This window comes from Halomonas halocynthiae DSM 14573 (genome assembly GCF_000425725.1).
Classification (GTDB): domain Bacteria; phylum Pseudomonadota; class Gammaproteobacteria; order Pseudomonadales; family Halomonadaceae; genus Halomonas; species Halomonas halocynthiae.
Genome location: NZ_AUDZ01000013.1, coordinates 1 through 17,650, shown reverse-complemented (window position 1 = coordinate 17,650; position 17,650 = coordinate 1). Strand labels below are relative to the sequence as shown.

Annotated in this window: 13 protein-coding genes; 7 read left to right on the top strand and 6 right to left on the bottom strand. The window is 54.7% G+C overall.

Going from position 1 to position 17,650, the window contains the following annotated elements; all coding sequences use genetic code 11:
* Positions 1 to 62: 62 nt before the first annotated feature.
* The 3 genes from H616_RS0100085 to tkt form a co-directional block, all read right to left on the bottom strand.
* On the bottom strand, positions 63 to 1,226 hold the full coding sequence (locus tag H616_RS0100085; protein WP_027965528.1) for a phosphoglycerate kinase: 1,164 nt from the start codon (positions 1,224 to 1,226) through the stop codon (positions 63 to 65).
* A 65-nt stretch (positions 1,227 to 1,291) separates the two neighbouring features.
* A complete protein-coding gene (locus H616_RS13830) occupies positions 1,292 to 2,332 on the bottom strand; it encodes a type I glyceraldehyde-3-phosphate dehydrogenase (RefSeq protein WP_035572196.1) in 1,041 nt (346 codons plus the stop codon).
* 173 nt (positions 2,333 to 2,505) lie between these two features.
* The gene (gene tkt, locus H616_RS0100075; protein WP_027965527.1) at positions 2,506 to 4,509 is read right to left on the bottom strand and encodes a transketolase; all 2,004 of its coding nucleotides are present in this window, start codon (positions 4,507 to 4,509) and stop codon (positions 2,506 to 2,508) included.
* A 321-nt stretch (positions 4,510 to 4,830) separates the two neighbouring features.
* Between tkt and metK the strand changes: the two genes are divergently transcribed.
* Both metK and ligB read left to right on the top strand, forming a co-directional pair.
* Entirely contained in the window at positions 4,831 to 6,051 is a 1,221-nt protein-coding gene (gene metK, locus H616_RS0100070; protein WP_027965526.1) for a methionine adenosyltransferase, read from the top strand.
* A gap of 140 nt (positions 6,052 to 6,191) precedes the next feature.
* Complete coding sequence (gene ligB, locus H616_RS13825; protein WP_240470502.1) at positions 6,192 to 7,928, top strand: NAD-dependent DNA ligase LigB; 1,737 nt, start codon at positions 6,192 to 6,194, stop codon at positions 7,926 to 7,928.
* 46 nt (positions 7,929 to 7,974) lie between these two features.
* Here the strand turns inward: ligB and H616_RS0100060 are convergent, their stop codons facing one another.
* Complete coding sequence (locus H616_RS0100060; RefSeq protein ID WP_027965525.1) at positions 7,975 to 8,907, bottom strand: AEC family transporter; 933 nt, start codon at positions 8,905 to 8,907, stop codon at positions 7,975 to 7,977.
* Between the two features lie 311 nt (positions 8,908 to 9,218).
* Here H616_RS0100060 and metF point away from each other — a divergent pair, with 311 nt between their 5' ends.
* Positions 9,219 to 10,061: a methylenetetrahydrofolate reductase [NAD(P)H] gene (gene metF / locus H616_RS0100055; RefSeq protein WP_027965524.1), complete on the top strand. Its 843-nt coding sequence runs from the start codon at positions 9,219 to 9,221 to the stop codon at positions 10,059 to 10,061.
* 387 nt (positions 10,062 to 10,448) lie between these two features.
* On the opposite strand, the gene H616_RS0100045 is transcribed toward metF, so the two are convergent.
* Both H616_RS0100045 and prlC read right to left on the bottom strand, forming a co-directional pair.
* On the bottom strand, positions 10,449 to 10,694 hold the full coding sequence (locus tag H616_RS0100045) for a YheV family putative zinc ribbon protein (RefSeq protein ID WP_027965522.1): 246 nt from the start codon (positions 10,692 to 10,694) through the stop codon (positions 10,449 to 10,451).
* A 58-nt stretch (positions 10,695 to 10,752) separates the two neighbouring features.
* Positions 10,753 to 12,816 (bottom strand): oligopeptidase A, encoded by a 2,064-nt coding sequence (prlC, locus tag H616_RS0100040; RefSeq protein WP_027965521.1) that lies wholly within the window; start codon positions 12,814 to 12,816, stop codon positions 10,753 to 10,755.
* Between the two features lie 176 nt (positions 12,817 to 12,992).
* Here prlC and H616_RS0100035 point away from each other — a divergent pair, with 176 nt between their 5' ends.
* The 4 genes from H616_RS0100035 (at position 12,993) to H616_RS0100020 (ending at position 17,509) form a co-directional block, all read left to right on the top strand.
* Positions 12,993 to 14,333 carry a sodium-dependent transporter gene (locus H616_RS0100035; RefSeq protein ID WP_027965520.1) on the top strand — a complete coding sequence of 447 codons (1,341 nt, stop codon included), beginning with the start codon at positions 12,993 to 12,995 and terminating at the stop codon, positions 14,331 to 14,333.
* 57 nt (positions 14,334 to 14,390) lie between these two features.
* A complete protein-coding gene (locus H616_RS0100030; protein WP_027965519.1) occupies positions 14,391 to 14,942 on the top strand; it encodes a gamma carbonic anhydrase family protein in 552 nt (183 codons plus the stop codon).
* Positions 14,943 to 15,025: 83 nt separating this feature from the next.
* Positions 15,026 to 15,697, top strand: coding sequence for a metal-dependent hydrolase (locus tag H616_RS0100025; RefSeq protein WP_027965518.1), 672 nt, complete (start codon positions 15,026 to 15,028; stop codon positions 15,695 to 15,697).
* A gap of 66 nt (positions 15,698 to 15,763) precedes the next feature.
* Positions 15,764 to 17,509 carry a hypothetical protein gene (locus H616_RS0100020; protein ID WP_027965517.1) on the top strand — a complete coding sequence of 582 codons (1,746 nt, stop codon included), beginning with the start codon at positions 15,764 to 15,766 and terminating at the stop codon, positions 17,507 to 17,509.
* The last annotated feature ends 141 nt before the right edge of the window (positions 17,510 to 17,650 follow it).

The following is a 17,650-nucleotide window of genomic DNA, read 5'->3' as shown; positions in this document are numbered from 1 at the left end:
TCAGGTTGTGTTCGTGCGTAGGCGTGTTGCGTGACTCGTTATACCCAGTGTCTTTCTACTCATTAGCTTGCAGCAGCTTCGAGTGCCGCGACGGCGGGAAGCGTTTTGCCTTCCACATACTCTAGGAAAGCGCCGCCGCCAGTAGAGATATAAGATACTTGATTGGCGATGTTGTACTTATCGATAGCTGCCAGTGTGTCACCGCCGCCAGCAATCGAGAAGGCAGTGCTTTCGGCGATAGCGCGAGACAGCGTTTCGGTGCCGTGACCGAACTGGTCGATCTCAAACACGCCGACTGGCCCGTTCCATAGAATGGTGCCAGCGGCTTTGAGTTGGTCGCTCAAGCGCGCAGCGGTATCGGGGCCGATGTCGAGAATCATCTCGTCATCGCCGACCTGATCGACTGGGCGCACCACGGCGACAGCCGCGTCTGAGAATTCAGTGGCGACTACGACATCAGTCGGTAGCGGAATATCCACTTTGGCCATTAATGCTTTGGCTTGTTCAATCAAGTCAGTCTCGTGCAGTGACTTGCCGACGTTGTAGCCGGCCGCAGCGATGAAGGTGTTAGCGATGCCGCCGCCGACGATCAGTTGGTCACATTTTTCCGAGAGCGTGTTGAGCACATCCAGCTTGGTTGACACTTTGGAGCCGCCGACGATTGCAGTCATGGGGCGCTTGGGTGTGGCGAGTGCTTGTTCCAGAGCTGCCAGCTCAGTGGCCAGCAGTGGCCCGGCACAGGCCGTCGGCGCGAAGCGCGCTACACCATGGGTTGATGCCTGGGCACGATGAGCGGTACCGAAAGCATCCATCACATAAATATCGCATAGCGCGGCATATTGTTTCGCTAAGGCGTCATCGTCGGCTTTCTCACCTGAGTTGAAACGTACGTTTTCAAGTAGCACCAGTTCGTCGTCGCCGATTTCAACGTGTTGATCCAGGTAGTTCGTTACCAGGCGTACTCGACGATTGAGTAGGCTGCCCAAATGATCCGCCACGGGGGCCAGCGAAAATTCATCGGCGGGCTGACCCTCGGTGGGGCGACCCAAATGGCTCATCAGCAGCACCTTGCCACCGTTGTCGAGCGCTGCGTTGATCGTAGGCAGGCAAGCGCGTAGGCGCGCATCGCTGGTGACCTTGCCGTTTTTGATGGGCACATTCAGGTCTTCACGGATCAGCACGCGTTTGCCGTGAAGGTCGAGCTCGGTCATTTTGCGCACGTTCATTGAAGCGGAATCCTTGTCGATTGAAAGCTGAAAAATTGTTTAAAGCGTAGCCAAGGTAGCGCGACTCAGTCACAAGCGGGCGGTTCGTCCATGTTGGCCAACTGACCCGCTACATCGAGCATTCGGTTGGCAAACCCCCATTCGTTATCGAACCAGCACATTAGTTTGATCAGTCGTCCACCTGCGACGCGTGTTTGAGTCGCATCCACGATACCGGAGCGCGGGTCATGGTTGAAGTCGATAGAGGCCATGGGCTCCTCGGTGTAGCCGAGCAAGCCAGCGAGTCGTGTGGTACTGGCGCGGTGTAGCAGCGCGTTAACGGTTTCAGCATTGGTCTCGGTTTGCACGCACAATGACAAGTCCATGGCTGAAACATTGATGGTTGGAACGCGTACATGAAGGCATTCAAACCGACCCGCTAAGTGTGGCATCAATCGGTTAATGCCTTTTGCTAAGCTAGTGTCGACCGGCACGATGGAGTGCATGGCTGAGCGTGTCAGGCGCAGGTCGGTCTGATGGTAAGCATCAATGACTGGCTGGTCGTTCATGGCCGAGTGAATGGTGGTAGTCACGCCATGTTCGATGCTTAGCACTTCATCAAGCACGGTGAGTACAGGCACTAAGCAGTTGGTCGTGCATGACGCGGCGGATATTACGCGATGTTCTGGGCGCAGAGTGTGGCCGTTGATGCCGGTTACGATGGTGGCATCAACGTCGCTTTCGGCTGGCTGGGAGAACAGCAGCCGTTTAGCGCCTGCGTTCAGGTGCGCCTCAGCACTGGCTCGGTCTTTAAAGCTACCGGAACACTCCAGCACCAGATCGATACCCAGTGCCCGCCAAGGTAGGCGTGCGGGGTCGCGCTCTGAGGTCACAAGAATTGAATGGCCATCAATAATCAGCGCGTCCGCGTGGGTTTCTACCGTGGCAGGGAATCGCCCATGGGTCGTGTCGTAACGTGTCAGGTAGGCGATAGTATCAAGGCCGGAGAGCTCGTTAATGGCCACTATCTCAATGTTGGCCTCTGCGCGCTCAATTAAGCCACGTAACACGCACTGACCGATGCGGCCGTAACCGTTGATGGCGATGCGTAAAGCGCGTGAAGCCATGAAGCGACGTACCTTATTTTGTTGGCAATGAGAATAAATCCGGCATTCTAGCGCAATTCAGCCAAGGCGTCGCATATCTAAAAAGGGCTCGACAATAGTCGAGCCCTTTTTGTTTTGCTGCATCATTTATATTGCTGAGGTCTGCCTTAATACTAACAAAGGTGGCAGGCCGATTAACGGCGTGGGCTGTTCAACAGTGTTTCCGCTGTGTTGATTACGTTATCAACAGTAAAGCCAAAGTGGTTGAACAGGTCTCCTGCTGGGGCCGACTCGCCAAAGCTTTTCATGCCGACAATGCGGCCTTCTAAGCCAACATATTTGAACCAGAAATCGCGATGGCCAGCCTCAATAGCGATACGCTGGGTAACGTCGGCTGGTAGTACGGCGTTGCGGTAGGCTGAGTCTTGAGCGTCGAATACATCGGTTGCTGGCATCGACACTACGCGAACCGCGCGGCCTTGCTCAGAGAGTATCGCGGCAGCCTCCATGGCCAAGCCGATCTCGGAGCCGGTAGCAATCAAGATCAGCTCAGGTGTGCCATCGCAGTCTTTCAGAATGTAACCACCGCGCTGGATGTCGGCTAATTGTTGTTTGCTACGCTCCTGGTGTGGCAGGTTCTGGCGCGACAGGATGAGTGCAGTAGGGCCAGATTGACGCTTGAGAGCCGCTCCCCAGGCAGCGGCTGTTTCCACTGCGTCACAAGGGCGCCACGTGGAAAGGTTTGGGGTTGAGCGTAGGTTCGTCAGCTGCTCTATCGGCTGGTGGGTAGGGCCATCTTCGCCAAGGCCGATGGAGTCGTGAGTAAATACGTAGATAGCCCGTTTACCCATTAAGGCTGCCATGCGTACTGCGTTGCGCATGTATTCCATGAAAATCAGGAAGGTGGCGCCGTAGGGAATAAAGCCTCCGTGCAGCACGATGCCGTTCATAATGGCACCCATACCGAACTCACGTACGCCGTAGTGTAAGTAGTTGCCGTCTTGAGTGTCAGGCGTAATCGCTTTGGCACCGTTCCAGAATGTGAGGTTGGACGGCGCTAAATCAGCGCTACCACCTAACAGTTCTGGCAGTTGCGGGCCTAGCTCGTTTAGGCAGTTGAAAGACGCTTTGCGTGAAGCAATGCTTTCGCCTTTTTCTTGGGCCCGTTGAACCATGGCTTCCAGGGGAAGTTCAGTCGGTAGCTTGCACTGCATACGGCGACTAAACTCACGCGCCAGCTCTGGGTGCTCGGTTTGGTAGTGCTCTAAGCGTTCCTGCCAGCTTTGTTGGGCAGCGGCTCCAGCTTCGCGCGCGTCCCAGGCCTGATAAATGGGCTCTGGCACATGGAACGGGGCATGTGGCCAATCAAGCTGTTGGCGGGCTGCAGCAATTTCATCGTCACCCAAGGGCGCGCCGTGAGTCGCAGCGGTGCCTTGTTTATTGGGTGCGCCAAAGCCAATCACTGTTTGGCACATGATTAAGCTGGGCTTATCATCATGCTGCTTGGTCAGCTCAATGGCGGCCTTGATTTCTTCGGGCTTGTGGCCATCAACTGCAGGTACTACGTGCCAGCCGTAAGACTCAAAACGCTTAGCGGTATCGTCGGTAAACCAGCCCTTGGTTTCTCCGTCGATGGAAATACCGTTGTCGTCGAAAAATACCGTCAGCTTGCCAAGTTGTTGCGTGCCAGCCAAAGAGCACACTTCATGAGAAATGCCTTCCATCAGGCAGCCGTCGCCAACAAAGCAGTAGGTGTGGTGGTCGACGATACGGTGCCCAGGCCGGTTGAACTGTGCGGCTAGTGTTTTTTCGGCTAACGCCATGCCTACAGCATTTGCCAGCCCCTGCCCCAGCGGGCCTGTTGTGGTTTCGACGCCGGGTGCGTAGCCAAACTCTGGATGGCCGGCAGTTTTGGCGTTGAACTGGCGAAAATTCTGTAACTGTTCCAGATCCAAGTCGTAGCCGGTCAGGTGAAGCAGCGAATAAAGCAGCATAGAGCCGTGTCCGTTAGAGAGCACGAAACGGTCTCGATCGGGCCACTTGGGGTCGGCTGGGTTGTGTTTGAGAGTGTCGTTCCACAGCACTTCGGCAATGTCAGCCATGCCCATGGGAGCGCCAGGGTGACCAGAATTGGCCTTCTGAACGGCATCCATGGATAGGGCGCGAATGGCATTGGCCAGTTCGAAACGGGACGGCATGAGTCAGCTCCTCGCCTGTGGCGGATGGTAAGCAATCACGGTCTAGGTGCCTCAGACGGCGAAAAGTCGAGCGCACGGTAAGGTGTCAGCTGGTTGTCCAGCTGTGTCGTACCACATGCTTGTGATGCGGCACATTGTGAATCCGGTGCCATATTGTCGCTGAGATAGCGCTGGCCTTCAATTGGCGGTTTGGTTTGTGCCTTACAGATTTGTATGTGCTGTTATGCAGCGCATCGAAGGTGTAGACTTTATGCTATCAAATGCCCGCAGTCCGTTGCCTGCGGAGAGGTTATTAACTTATATCTGCAGGTCGCGAGCGCCATGAGCGAGTACTCCCTTTTTACTTCTGAGTCTGTTTCTGAAGGCCACCCGGACAAGATAGCGGATCAGATTTCTGATGCGGTGCTTGATGCCATAATCGCCCGCGACAAGCAGGCGCGTGTGGCCTGTGAAACCCTTGTTAAGACCGGTGTGGCTATTGTGGCCGGTGAAATTTCTACCTCTGCCTGGGTCGATCTGGAAGAGTTGGTACGCAAGGTGATTACCCAAATTGGCTACACCTCGTCTGACGTAGGCTTTGATGGTGAGACCTGCGGCGTGCTTAACCTGATTGGTAAGCAAAGTGTTGAAATTGCTCAGGGCGTTGATCGTGAAACGCCGGCAGAGCAGGGGGCGGGTGATCAAGGTCTGATGTTTGGCTATGCCACTAACGAGACCGATAGCTACATGCCTGCGCCGATTCATTTCTCTCACCGTTTGGTAGAGCGCCAGTCTGAGTTGCGTAAAAGTGGCTTATTGCCTTGGCTGCGCCCGGATGCCAAGAGTCAATTAACGTTCCGTTATGATGAGTCAGGCAAGCCCTGCGGTGTTGATGCAGTGGTGTTATCAACCCAGCACGATCCTGATATCGACCAGGACGAGCTGCGCAAAATGGTTAAGCGCGAGATTATTCAGCAAGTTATTCCCGCTGAGTGGCTGACTGAGTCAACGCAGTATCATATCAACCCCACGGGTCGCTTTGTGATTGGCGGGCCTGTTGGTGACTGTGGCCTGACTGGGCGCAAGATTATTGTTGACACTTATGGCGGTATGGCGCGTCACGGTGGGGGGGCTTTTTCTGGTAAAGATCCGTCTAAAGTGGATCGTAGCGCTGCTTATGCGGGGCGCTATGTGGCTAAGAACATCGTGGCTGCGGGCCTGGCTGAACGCTGCGAGATACAAGTGTCTTATGCTATTGGTGTGGCTGAGCCTACCTCGGTGTCAATCAACACGTTTGGCTCGGGCAAGATTGATGATGCGCGTATTGCTGAACTAGTGCGTGAGCATTTTGATCTGCGCCCAGACGGGATTACGCGCATGCTCGACCTGCTCCACCCGATGTATCAGTTGACGGCGGCTTACGGTCACTTCGGTCGCGAGCCCTTTGAGGCTAATTACGACTGGACCGACACTAACGGCAATAAGCACACCGAGACGTTTACCGCGTTCCCGTGGGAAAAAACCGATCGAGCTGACGCGTTGCGTAAAGCGGCAGGAATTTAAGGCTGCCCAGAACTAACGGTGAAAGCGACGGTTAGTTGCGTGTCAAGCGGGTAGGAAAAAGTTGAAAATATATAGGCCCCGCCGGTATCGCCGAGCGGGGCTTCTGCTATGTTCAGGAAATGCCCGAGAGGAGGGATCCTATGGGAAATTTTCTGTGTATGCCTCGTGCAGGCTTAGGCCTGATTATATATTTTGTACTCTGTGTTTGCGGTAGCGTTGCTCAAGCTCAAGCTCAAGCTCAAGCTCAAGCTCCGCTCTCGTCTCAAAGCGAGTGCCCTAGCTGGTCCGCGTCGCGTGCGGCACAAGAAGTGTCGGCGCTGCATGCACGGTTGAGTGGCTGGAATCGCGCTTATCGAGAGCAGGGTCGTTCGTCGGTTAGTGATGCCGTTTATGACCAAGCGCGTCAGCGACTGGTGCTGTGGCAGCAATGTTTTTCCACACTAACGCCTCTTGTCGATGAGATCGGCCTCGCCTCTGCTGGCGAGGTAGCTCACCCCGTCGCTCAGGGTGGGCTTATCAAGCTGGCTGATGAGGCTGCTGTACGAGCGTGGTTCACGCCGCGCCAGAATGCCCAGGTTGTCGCAGATATTTGGGTGCAGCCCAAGGTCGACGGCGTCGCTGTAAGCTTGGTGTATCGCGAGGGCGTGTTGGTGCGTGCCATCAGTCGCGGTGATGGCATGACTGGGCAAGACTGGACAGCCCGAGTGCTAGAGCTACCGGGCGTGCCTAATCGGCTGATAACAGGCCCGTGGCTGAATCAAGAGCTGGTGCTTCAAGGTGAGCTGTATCGTCGTGAGGCTAAGCATGTTCAGCAGCGCGATGGGAGCGCCGGAGGTCGAAGCCTTGTGGCAGGCTGGCTGGCTCGAGAGCAGTTATCTGCTGAGCTGGCTGCGCGTATCGGTCTTTTTGTTTGGGACTGGCCGACAGGCCCTGACGCCATGGCTGAACGAATGGCGGGGCTGACAGCGCTGGGTTTTGATACCGCAAAGTGGACGCAACGTGCGGCAACGTTCTCCGAGGTTAAAGCGCTGCGTGAGCAGTGGTATCGCAGCGCTTTGCCGTTTGCCACTGATGGCGTGGTGCTTAAGCAGGGGCAGCGTCCCAACTCTGGGCAGTGGCGTGCTACACCACCCAGTTGGGCAGCGGCTTGGAAATACCCTGCTCGCGAAGCGCTAGCTGAGGTGCGTGATGTTGAGTTCACCATCGGCCGTACCGGGCGTATCACACCGGTGCTCAAGCTGGTGCCAGTAGAAATGGATGGTCGGCGCATCACGCGGGTGTCTGTCGGTTCATTGGCACGCTGGCAAGGGCTGGATATTCGCCCTGGCGATCAAGTGCGGCTGGCGTTGGCAGGGTTAGTGATTCCGCGCCTTGAGGGTGTGGTATGGCGAGCCAGTATGCGGCCCAGCATCGAAGCGCCAGACGCGTCGCGCTATCACGCCCTGAGTTGCTGGCAGCCGCTGCCGAGTTGTGAGCAGCAATTTATGGCTCGGCTTGAATGGTTAGGTGGTGAACATGCGCTGGCGCTTGCTGGCGTCGGTCCTGGAACGTGGCAGGCGCTATATGATGCTGAGCTGCTGAGCGAACTGCTGGATGCTTTTGTGTTGAGTGAAGCCGAGTTGCGCCGCGCCTATGGTATCGGCCCGGTACGTGGAAAGGCGCTGGTGCAGCAGTTTCTTGAAGCACGTCAGCGTCCTTTTAACGACTGGCTTGAGGCGTTAGGCGTTCCGCCAGGCTGGGAGGCGGCGCTATCGGGCAGCCCTCGTGGGAATGCCTGGGTAACATTGGCTAGCCGCTCGGTTGCACAGTGGCAAGCTCTGCCTGGTATTGGCCCAGTGCGCGCCGTGGCGTTGCATGACTTTTTTAATCATCCGTAGGTGACCGAGTTAGCGCAACAGCTGGCTGAGCTAGGGGTGGCGGGGTTTAGCCAGTCACCAGCGGCAGCATTAACCCGAGATAAAAAGGAATCAGTAGCGGTGCCGCCAGCGTTGTAAGCAGTACGGCCAAAGCGCCTTTTTCGGGAGCGATACCCAGCTCCATGGCGACAACAACAACGTTAGCGGCCATGGGTACGACGCCCACCAACAGTAACGCCATTGCCAGCTCTGGTGACAAGCCGATGCTGGCTTGAATCGCCATCACCGCGGTCAACATCAGCGCTGGCCACAGCAAGTAACGTACCCCTACGCACGCTCCAATAAAGCGTAGGTCGAACTCGCGAGGCGAGACGCGGCCCAGCGTCATGCCGATAATCATCATGCCCAGCAGGGTATAGGCCGAGGGAAATACGTCGAGGCCGCGCATTACGCTGGCAGGAACCTCGGCGCCGATACCTTCGAATAGCAGGGCAGCAAGAAAGGCATAGATGAGCGGCAGGCGAGTAATTTTTAGCAGACTTTCACGCACTGAGAAGCGCCCGCGCGCACTGAGATAAAACCCCAAGGTGAACTCATATAACGTGACGCCTAGCACGGCAAACAGATACAGGGTCACGCCTTCGCTGGGTAGCAGCACGATAGCAACCGGCAGGCCGAAGTAGCCAGTGTTGCCGGTGCCCGCTGAAAACGCGAGTACGGCACTTTCGTCGGCTGGCAGCAAGCGTTGGGCTACGGCATTGACCAGTAATGCGACACAGCAAGCGGTGACGAATAGCGCAGCGGTTATCAATAAATCGGCAGGAGTCGGGCCGCCTAACACGAGACCACGGAAGAAGGTCAGTGGAGCAATCAGATAGATCAGCAGTGTGGCAATGGGGCGAGGGTCAACTGATAGCTGGCGAGCGGCGAATATGCCCAGTGCTACGTAGGCGAGTAATGTCCATAGCGGGCCAAGCAGCGTAGAGGGGTCAAGAGTCATTCAACGTTACCGTAACGAGCCAAAGAAATGTTATTGCATCATGCCCTGATGATGCCCGACTGTCGCGGCACGAAAAAAATTGTCAGTCGATCGATGGTCTTTTATAATTGTTGGGAATATGCAGGCTTGTGTTTATATGAATTTTGCTTATTCCGGGTGGCGAAAATTGCATTGTTCGCGATAAATTATTGTCGGCACACTAGGCGGACTGCATGTGGTCAACATTGATCAGTTTTTATTCATGCTGAGTGCTGTATAAAGAAACCAGTATAAAATATTACGCAACTACGCAAGAAAAGAGGAACCAGGCAATGAATGCGCAAGAGCATCCGCTGGGCATCAGTTTTGAGTTTTTCCCACCAAACACCGCCGCTGGGCGTGATAAATTAGTCACGGTCAGAGATGCTTTGGCCAACCGTCAACCGCGCTTTTTTTCTGTGACTTATGGTGCTGGCGGCTCCACTCAGCAGCGAACCCTGAGTACCGTGCGTGCAGTGCGTGAAAGCGGTATTAATACGGCGCCACATTTATCGTGCATTGGCAGCGAGAGAGGCATGCTGCGTGATGTATTAGCACAGTTTCGTGAAGATGGAATTGATAGCCTGGTTGCGCTGCGTGGTGACTTACCCTCGGGCATGGGGGGAATTGGTGAGCTGCGTTATGCCAATGAGTTGGTGGAATTTATTCGCAATGAAACGGGCGATCACTTCGAAATTGCTGTGGCGGCGTATCCCGAGTCGCACCCTCAGGCCGAAAATTTTGAGCGAGATGTGCAGCATTTTGTACGCAAGATGAATGCTGGGGCGAACTTAGCTATAACCCAATATTTTTTTAATGCCGACAGTTATTTTCATTTTGTCGAGCGTGTTAGGGCTCTGGGCGTCGAAGCGCCTATTGTGCCCGGTATCATGCCGATCACTAATTATTCCAAGCTGGCGCGTTTCTCGGATTCTTGTGGCGCTGAGATACCACGCTGGATTCGTAAGCAGCTTGAGTCTTATGGCGATGATAGTGAGTCTATCTCTGCCTTTGGTGAAGAAGTGATTAGCTCGCTTTGTCAGCGTTTGCTAGATGGTGGCGCGCCGGGGCTGCACTTCTACACGCTGAACCAAGCTGGGCCAGTGTTGAAGGTAATTGATAACATTACTGGTTGAGTCGCAAGGCGGCGTTCAGGTGAAACACAAGGATCCCGCTATCTGGCGGGATCCTTGTGTTTCGGGATGCTGAAACCTCATGGCATGCCGTTTCGATAAACGTAGTTCGAAGAGGCGGCTTCAGGTGCATCGTCAGGCTTTTTTCTGGACAGAGGGCCGCCGCGACCGCGCTGTCTAAATAGCATCATCACACCGATAACCAAGTCAGCGATATCGCTGTAGATGCCGCCATAAATCATGCACAGCGCACCAGCTAGCATGAATTAGTGGCTAGCTCGAGCGCTTTGAATATCGCCATCTCCGGTTAGCAGGAAGTGTTTGATTCAGCGTAACCTGCGTGCAGTTGATCTGCTGAATGCGACCTGCTGGAAGCAAAGAGGTGAGGTATCAAGACTTCCGTGGGTCGAGAATTTTCACTGTTTGTAGCTCATCTTTTGGTGGTTCGGGACTGGGGCGGTTGACGCGGGTTTCTAGCTCGGTGGGAGTGTCTTCTTCGATGGCCTTTTGATCAAAAAAGTCACAGCTGACGCATTGTTGGTAACGTACGCCGTTATGTTCCCAAGAGCGGATGCGGTCCATTTCGGCGCATCGGGGGCAGATGGCGCCGGCAATAAAGCGTTTGGGGGTGTTCATGATATCTCCCTGCTAAGGCCGCTGGGCGGTGCCCAGCGACTCAGCTCAGCAGTTATGTTTAAGCGGCGCGGATGCCGCTATGGCGCAACAATGGTTCAATGCTGGGTTCGCGACCACGAAAGGTATGGAACAGTTCGGCTGCATCGCGAAGGCCGCCTTGTTCGAGAATTGTCTGACGAAAGCGTTGCCCGGTGCTGTTGTCGAAGATACCGGCTTCTTCGAAGGCGCTCCAGGCGTCAGCAGAGAGCACTTCGGCCCATTTGTAGCTGTAGTAGCCCGCGGCATAGCCTCCAGCAAAAATGTGTCCGAAACCGTTCTGGAAGCGGTTGAGTTCCGTGCGGGGCACCACGGAAACTGCGCCGCGAACCTCATCGAGTAAACGTTGAACCGCTGCTGTATCAGGCGCATGTTCTGCCCAGTGCAGGCGGAAATCGAACAGTGAGAACTCTAGTTGGCGTACCATGCCCATGGCCGACTGGAAGTTTTTGGCAGCTAACAGCTTCTCGAATAGCTCAGCGGGTAGCGGGTCACCACTATCAACGTGGCCAGCAATCAGGTCTAGCCCTTCGCGTTCCCAGCAGTAGTTTTCCATGAACTGGCTGGGTAGCTCCACAGCGTCCCAAGCTACGCCGTTGATGCCGGAGATATCAGCAATAGTCTGGCGGGTCAGCATGTGGTGCAGCCCGTGGCCGAACTCGTGGAATAGTGTGGTGACTTCGTCGTGGGTCAGCAGTGCCGGTTTGTCGCCTACTGGTCGGGTGAAGTTGCAGGTCAAATACGCGACCGGCAGTTGCAGCTCGTCTCCGTTGAGTCGCCGTACGCGACACTCATCCATCCAAGCGCCACCGCGTTTGCCTTCCCGAGCGTAAAGGTCTAAGTAGAAGCCAGCAATCGGCTGCCCTTGCTCGAGCAAGCGATAGAAACGCACATCTTGGTGATAGCGAGGCGCACTTTCATCTTCTTCGACACTGAGGCCGTAGAGTCGCTCAATAACATTGAATAACCCCATAACGACTTTAGGGGCGGGAAAGTAAGGGCGCAATTGTTCCTGAGAAATGGCGTAGCGGGCTTCGCGCAATTTTTCGCTGGCGTAACCGATATCCCAAGGCTCCAGAGTTTCTAACCCCAGTTCGCGGTTGGCGAACGCGCTGAGCTCGTGGAACTCTTCATGCGCTTGGGGCACAGCTCGCGCTGCCAGGTCTTCGAGAAACCCAATCACTTGTTGAGGTGAGTCAGCCATTTTGGTTGCCAGCGAGTAGTCAGCATAGCTGGTATAGCCCAGTAATTTAGCCAGCTCGATGCGTAGCGCCAGAATCTCTTCCATGATAGGGGCGTTATCGAAGCGCCCAGCATCGGGACCCACGTCAGACGCTCGGGTAATAAAAGCGGTATAGACTTCACGGCGTAGCTCACGGTCATCAGCGTGAGTGACTACGGGGAGAAAGCTCGGGAAGTCTAGGGTGATGCGATAGCCTGACAGCCCCTTGGCTTCCGCGTTGGCGGCGAGTGTGGCTAGTGCGCTGTCGGGCAGGCCGGCGAGTCGGCTGCTGGCGGTTTGGTCATCGCCTGGGAGGTCCAGGTGCCAGTGCTGAGTGGCATCCATCAGTTGATTGGAAAACGTGTTGGACAGGCTCGACAGTTGCGCTTGGATCTCACCGTAGCGTTGCTTTTTTTCATCTGAGAGATCAACACCCGCCAAGCGGAAGTCGCGCAAGGTGTTGTTGACGGTACGTTGCTGACCTTCGCTCAGTGTCTCCCAGCCAGGCCCGTCTTTGAGCGCCTGCCAAGCACGGAATAAGCCGTCGTGTTGGCTCAGCCAGGTGCTGTAATCCGATAGCATTGGTAGGCACTGCTCATAGGCATCGCGCAGCGCGGGGGTGTTCATGGTGCTGTTGAGGTGCGAGACCGGCGACCAAGCGCGAGCTAATCGGTCATTAAGCGCTTCCAGTGGTTCGGCCAGAGTGCTCCATTCAGGCGTCTCGTTGGTGGCTTGATCAACCAACGCCTGGGTGGCGCTACGGCTTTCCGCCAGTAAAGTCTCGATGGCCGGCACCACATGCTCGGGTCGAATCTCGGCAAAAGGGGGCAGCGTGTGGGAAGTGAGCAGGGGGTTGGCAGACATGCAGGCCTCAACGGTATGAAAAGGAAAAGTAGAAAATCTATGCTGATGCCTGCAAGCACATGGCAGGCGGTTCGTTGGATACTGTAAGTGCGATGACTAAGAAGTGTGGGCGACCGCAACAGGTTTCAATGTGCTAGTCTGCTTCGCTTTGACATGAATAATGCGGAGTGCGGTAAATGAACGAGACGCTGGAGCGCTGGAGTAGTCGTCGTGCCTTTATTCTGGCAGTCACCGGTGCAGCCGTTGGGTTAGGTAATATCTGGCGTTTTCCCTACATTACCGGTGAAAACGGCGGTGCTGCCTTTTTGTTGTTGTATGTGGCTTTTGTGCTGTTGTTAGGGCTTCCGGTCATGATGGCCGAAATTCTGATCGGCCGTGCAGGGCGCCGTAGCCCAGCCGCATCGCTAGCTTACCTGGCTGGCCAGGCAGGGCGCAGTAAGCAGTGGTGGTGGTTGGGGGTGTTCGGGGCGTTCACGGTCTTTTGCATTCTGTCGTTCTATTCGGTGGTGTCCGGCTGGTCGATTGAATTTCTGGTGTCATCCATCAACGGTGAGTTTGTGGGAAAGACGGCGGCAGAAGTGGGCACGAGTTTCGATGCTTTTCTGGCTAACCCCAGATTGATGACTTTCAACCACACGTTGTTTTTGATTATGACCATGGGTGTGGTGGCTTCTGGTGTATCCAGAGGATTAGAAAGGCTCAATAACCTGCTGATGCCGTTATTATATTTATTGCTGTTGGTACTGGCAGGCTACGCTGTAACCACCAGCGGATTTGGCAGAGCATTGAGCTGGATGTTCCGGCCAGATTTTTCTGCCGTTACGCCCATGGTGCTGGTGCAGGCCATGGGGCATGCATTTTTTACTTTGGCTGTAGGGGCCTGTGCCCTGATGGCCTATGGCGCCTATATGCCAGAGAACCAGAGCCTGCCTCGGGCGGCTGTAGCGGTGGCGGTGCTCGATATTTCCGTTGCCTTGTTAGCTGGCATTGCTATTTTCTCGGTGGTGTTTGCGCAAGGGCTGGACCCCAGTGAAGGTCCAGGCCTGATGTTTGTGACCTTGCCTGTTGCGTTTTCTAACCTGCCGTTTGGCTCGCTGTGGTTATCGCTATTTTTCTTATTGCTGTTGCTGGCGACATGGACGTCATCGATCAATCTGGCCGAGCCAATGGTGGCAACCCTTCAGGGCTGGGGGCTTCGGCGCGGCTATGCGGCGACACTGATTGGCACATTGGTGTGGTTGGCAGGTTTTGCGTGTGTGTTGTCATTTTCGACAATTAGTGAAGTTGACATTCTGTTTGGTATGAACGTTTTTGCACTCTTTAGCACGATTCCGCCAGAGGTTTTCCTGCCGGTGGGTGGCCTATTGATTGCCTTTTTTGCCGCTTGGGTCATGCCTGAATCAGCAGCGCAAGATGCACTCGGGATCGGAAAGACGGGGTTTCAGCTATGGCGACAACTGTTGCGCTGGGTGTCTATCCCACTCACGCTGGTTGTTTTAGTGTCAGGGCTTTTGTGAGCATGTGGCAGCTAGGCTGTTGATTTTTCAGTGAGATAAAAAAATAAGGAGATGATCGTGAGTGCAAGCTATCACATCAGAGCCTGGCAGGGTGTGGCGCCACGCAGCGGGGCGCGTGTTTATATCGACCCACAAGCTATGGTGCTAGGAGATGTTGAGCTGGGGGATGACTGTTCGGTGTGGCCAATGGCGGTGATTCGTGGCGATATGCACCGTATTCGCCTTGGGCAGCGGGTCAGCGTGCAGGATGGCAGTGTCTTGCATATCACTCATGCCAGCGACTTTAACCCTGAAGGTTACCCGCTGACAGTGGGTGATGATGTCACCATTGGCCACAAGGCCATTTTGCATGGTTGTACGTTGGGCAGTCGTATCCTGGTGGGTATGGGGGCTATGGTGATGGATGGAGCGCGAGTAGATGATGAGGTGATTGTTGCAGCAGGTGCGGTTGTTACACCGGGTAAGCACCTAGAAAGCGGCTATGTTTACGCTGGCAATCCGGCTCGTCAATTGCGTCCGTTAAAGGAGGCAGAGCGTGCTTTTTTCACTTACACCGCTGGAAACTATGTAACGCTAAAAAATGAGTACTTGAAGGTAAGTGCTGATTGAGTATGAAATAATTAATGCAACTGATTGATATTACTGGCCACTCCGGTTCATAATCTGGTTTTATATACAGTTTTGAGGTTGAGGTGGCTGGTTTTCGTACTCACATGACCGTTGCTGCGGGTGCTGGAGCGGTGTTCTCGCTTGGGGGTTGGTATTCTGGTAGTTGGAGCCTTTCTCAAGCTGCGCCTATTGCTGTACTGGTCGCGTTTGGAGGCATCCTGCCAGATATCGACTCTGATCACTCCCGCGCAGTGCGGCTGGTATTTAATGCGATTGCTGTGTTGGCGATTATTACTGGGGCGTTTATTTTACGTTCCAAGCTCGATGCTGGTGCTTTACTGGTGGTGTGCTGTGGGCTCTACCTAGGGGTGCGCTACTTGCTGAGTGCGGTGTTCAAGCAGTTTTCAGTGCACCGAGGCATTTGGCACTCATGGCTGGCTGCGGGGCTGTGCGGGTTGGCAGTCACCGCCGCGAGCTATCGTTTGCTGGAGCAGCCGGCTGAGTTGGCGTGGGCACAAGGAGCTGCGCTGATCATTGGTTGCCTAGTTCATCTACTGTTGGATGAGCTATATAGCGTTGATTTAGGAGGAGCGCGAATCAAGCGCTCTTTTGGTACGGCCTTTAAGCCTTTTGATTATGCTCGGCCTGTTAATTCGTTGTTGATGTTGCTGGTGGTGGCTGGTTTGTTGCCTTGGTTACCACCTTGGCATGTGCTTGCCGAATTGTGGCGCCATGGTTCGGTGCTCTGGCGCTAAACGCTAGGCGCCGATGTGCTTTACTGGCCCGCCCTTTGTTGATGCCAAACCCTAAGGAGAGTGAGTGTGAAGGATAAGATAGCGAAAAGTGAATGGCTGGGGCCGCTGCGCCAGTCGCGAGGGCGTGCTGTTGTTGTTGTGGCCGGGTTGGTCTTGCTGGCAGGGTGCAATGAGCAGCAGAGTAGTAGTGCGCGCTTTGTGTCTGCTCCCGAAGTGTCGGTGGGCGATGCGTTAAGTGGCGAGTTGACGACGGCGAGTTCGGTGAATCTCAATAATGGTTCTCGCTATTCTTCACATTGGTTATGCCCCGCTGAAGGTGCTGGCGGCGTGAAATCATATGTGCTCAATGCACCTTTTGCTGGTGTGCTGACGGCCTTTGATTCTGATGGCACACTTCTTGGGGCTGTCGAGGCACAGGCTGGCAAACCGTTGTCACTGCTTGCCGGCACGAGTCAAAAAGAGTGCACGCTGGTTGTGGTCAGTGGTGACAACGCGAAGGCATTTGGCCCATATCAGCTGCAACCTCATTCTCAGAAGTCGGCCGAGCAGCTGGTTATCGATACGCCGTTCGTTGGTCATCTTGAAGAAGGTGGCGCAAGCCACACGCTGAATCTTAAACAGGCCAGTCGGGTTGATTTGTCATTATCCAGTGGTGGCGGGTTAGCGCTCTCTCTCAATGGTGAGGGTGTCCAGGAGCATGCGCCGGACTGTATTGATGGTGAACAACGTATTCAAGCGTACTTGGCGCCAGGTGACTATCAGGTTGATATAACTCCGTCTTCCTCTACTGCAGCTAGCACTAGTTGCAGTAGTGATGCTCTGGTTTTAGGTGATGCCTATCAGTTGTTGGTCAGTTCTGATGATCTGTCGACCGGCATGCGCAATGAAGGTCCATTGAGAGATGGCGATAGTATTACTGGTGAGCTTGAAAGTGGAGCACGTAATCGTTATAGCCTGAACATCGATGAGGTCTCCGAGATCTCTATTGCGCTGGGCTCAGACCAGTTCGATACAATCTTGAGAGTTAGTGGTGAGGGACAGGACCTTAGTAACGATGATAGCCCTGGTGGAATGAGAGGAACGGATTCTTTACTGGAAACGGTTCTCATGCCGGGTAGCTACCAGGTGGTTGTAGAAGGCTATGGAAGTGGCGGTAGTTATAACCTGGAAGTGCGCCAAGCCAGTTTTGATGGTGAGTTTGTCAATGAAGGAGAGCTGGCATTAGGCGATAGCCTACAAGGCTTGCTAGGCAGCACTGGGCCCAATAGCTATAGTTTGACGCTGGAGGAAACGACGGACCTTCGGTTGGCGCTGGACTCCTCAAGCTTCGATGCACTGATCCGTTTACACGGCAATGGCGTTGATATCAGCGATGATGACAGTGGCGGAGAGCTCAATGCGCTGCTTTCGGCGGTGCTTCAGCCGGGCCGCTACACCATCGACGCTCAAAGCCACTCGGGTAATGGCGTTTACCGCTTGGAGGCGATGGGCGAGGTATTTGAAGGCACCTTGCGTAATAGTGGCGATATTGGCCCCAGCGAGATTGTTATTGGCAACATGCAGTCTGGTGGCGCGCTGAGTTATGAGTTAGTGCTGGATGAGGCCGCAGCCGTCACACTTGAGGCGACATCTCCCACGATTGATACGGTGTTGCGTTTGAGTGGTAACGGTGTGGAAGTGGAAAATGATGATGCCCCAGGTCTTGGTCTTGGCTCACGTATTACTCAGCAGCTTGAAGCTGGGCGCTATGAAGTAAATGTGACCTCTTGGAGCTCTGGAAGTGGCACGGTCCGGCTTGAAACGCGGCACTGACACGGCATTCTTGGTTTTTTCTTTGCCTGAAAATAAGCTGGCTCCCTTGGGAGTCAGCTTATTTTTTACAAAGTGCTTGCACTGTGCCAAGCAAGGTCGTAAAGTACGCATCCGCTGCAGGCAACGAGCCGAAAGTTAGGC

Excerpts from the sequence above, each read along its gene's own strand:
- H616_RS0100035 (WP_027965520.1), top strand. The coding sequence starts at position 12,993 with ATGAACGAGACGCTGGAGCGCTGGAGTAGTCGTCGTGCCTTTATTCTG.
- H616_RS13830 (WP_035572196.1), bottom strand. The coding sequence starts at position 2,332 with ATGGCTTCACGCGCTTTACGCATCGCCATCAACGGTTACGGCCGCATC.
- H616_RS0100060 (WP_027965525.1), bottom strand. The coding sequence starts at position 8,907 with ATGACTCTTGACCCCTCTACGCTGCTTGGCCCGCTATGGACATTACTC.
- metF (WP_027965524.1), top strand. The coding sequence starts at position 9,219 with ATGAATGCGCAAGAGCATCCGCTGGGCATCAGTTTTGAGTTTTTCCCA.
- tkt (WP_027965527.1), bottom strand. The coding sequence starts at position 4,509 with ATGCCGTCCCGTTTCGAACTGGCCAATGCCATTCGCGCCCTATCCATG.
- ligB (WP_240470502.1), top strand. The coding sequence starts at position 6,192 with ATGGGAAATTTTCTGTGTATGCCTCGTGCAGGCTTAGGCCTGATTATA.
- H616_RS0100045 (WP_027965522.1), bottom strand. The coding sequence starts at position 10,694 with ATGAACACCCCCAAACGCTTTATTGCCGGCGCCATCTGCCCCCGATGC.
- prlC (WP_027965521.1), bottom strand. The coding sequence starts at position 12,816 with ATGTCTGCCAACCCCCTGCTCACTTCCCACACGCTGCCCCCTTTTGCC.
- metK (WP_027965526.1), top strand. The coding sequence starts at position 4,831 with ATGAGCGAGTACTCCCTTTTTACTTCTGAGTCTGTTTCTGAAGGCCAC.
- H616_RS0100085 (WP_027965528.1), bottom strand. The coding sequence starts at position 1,226 with ATGAACGTGCGCAAAATGACCGAGCTCGACCTTCACGGCAAACGCGTG.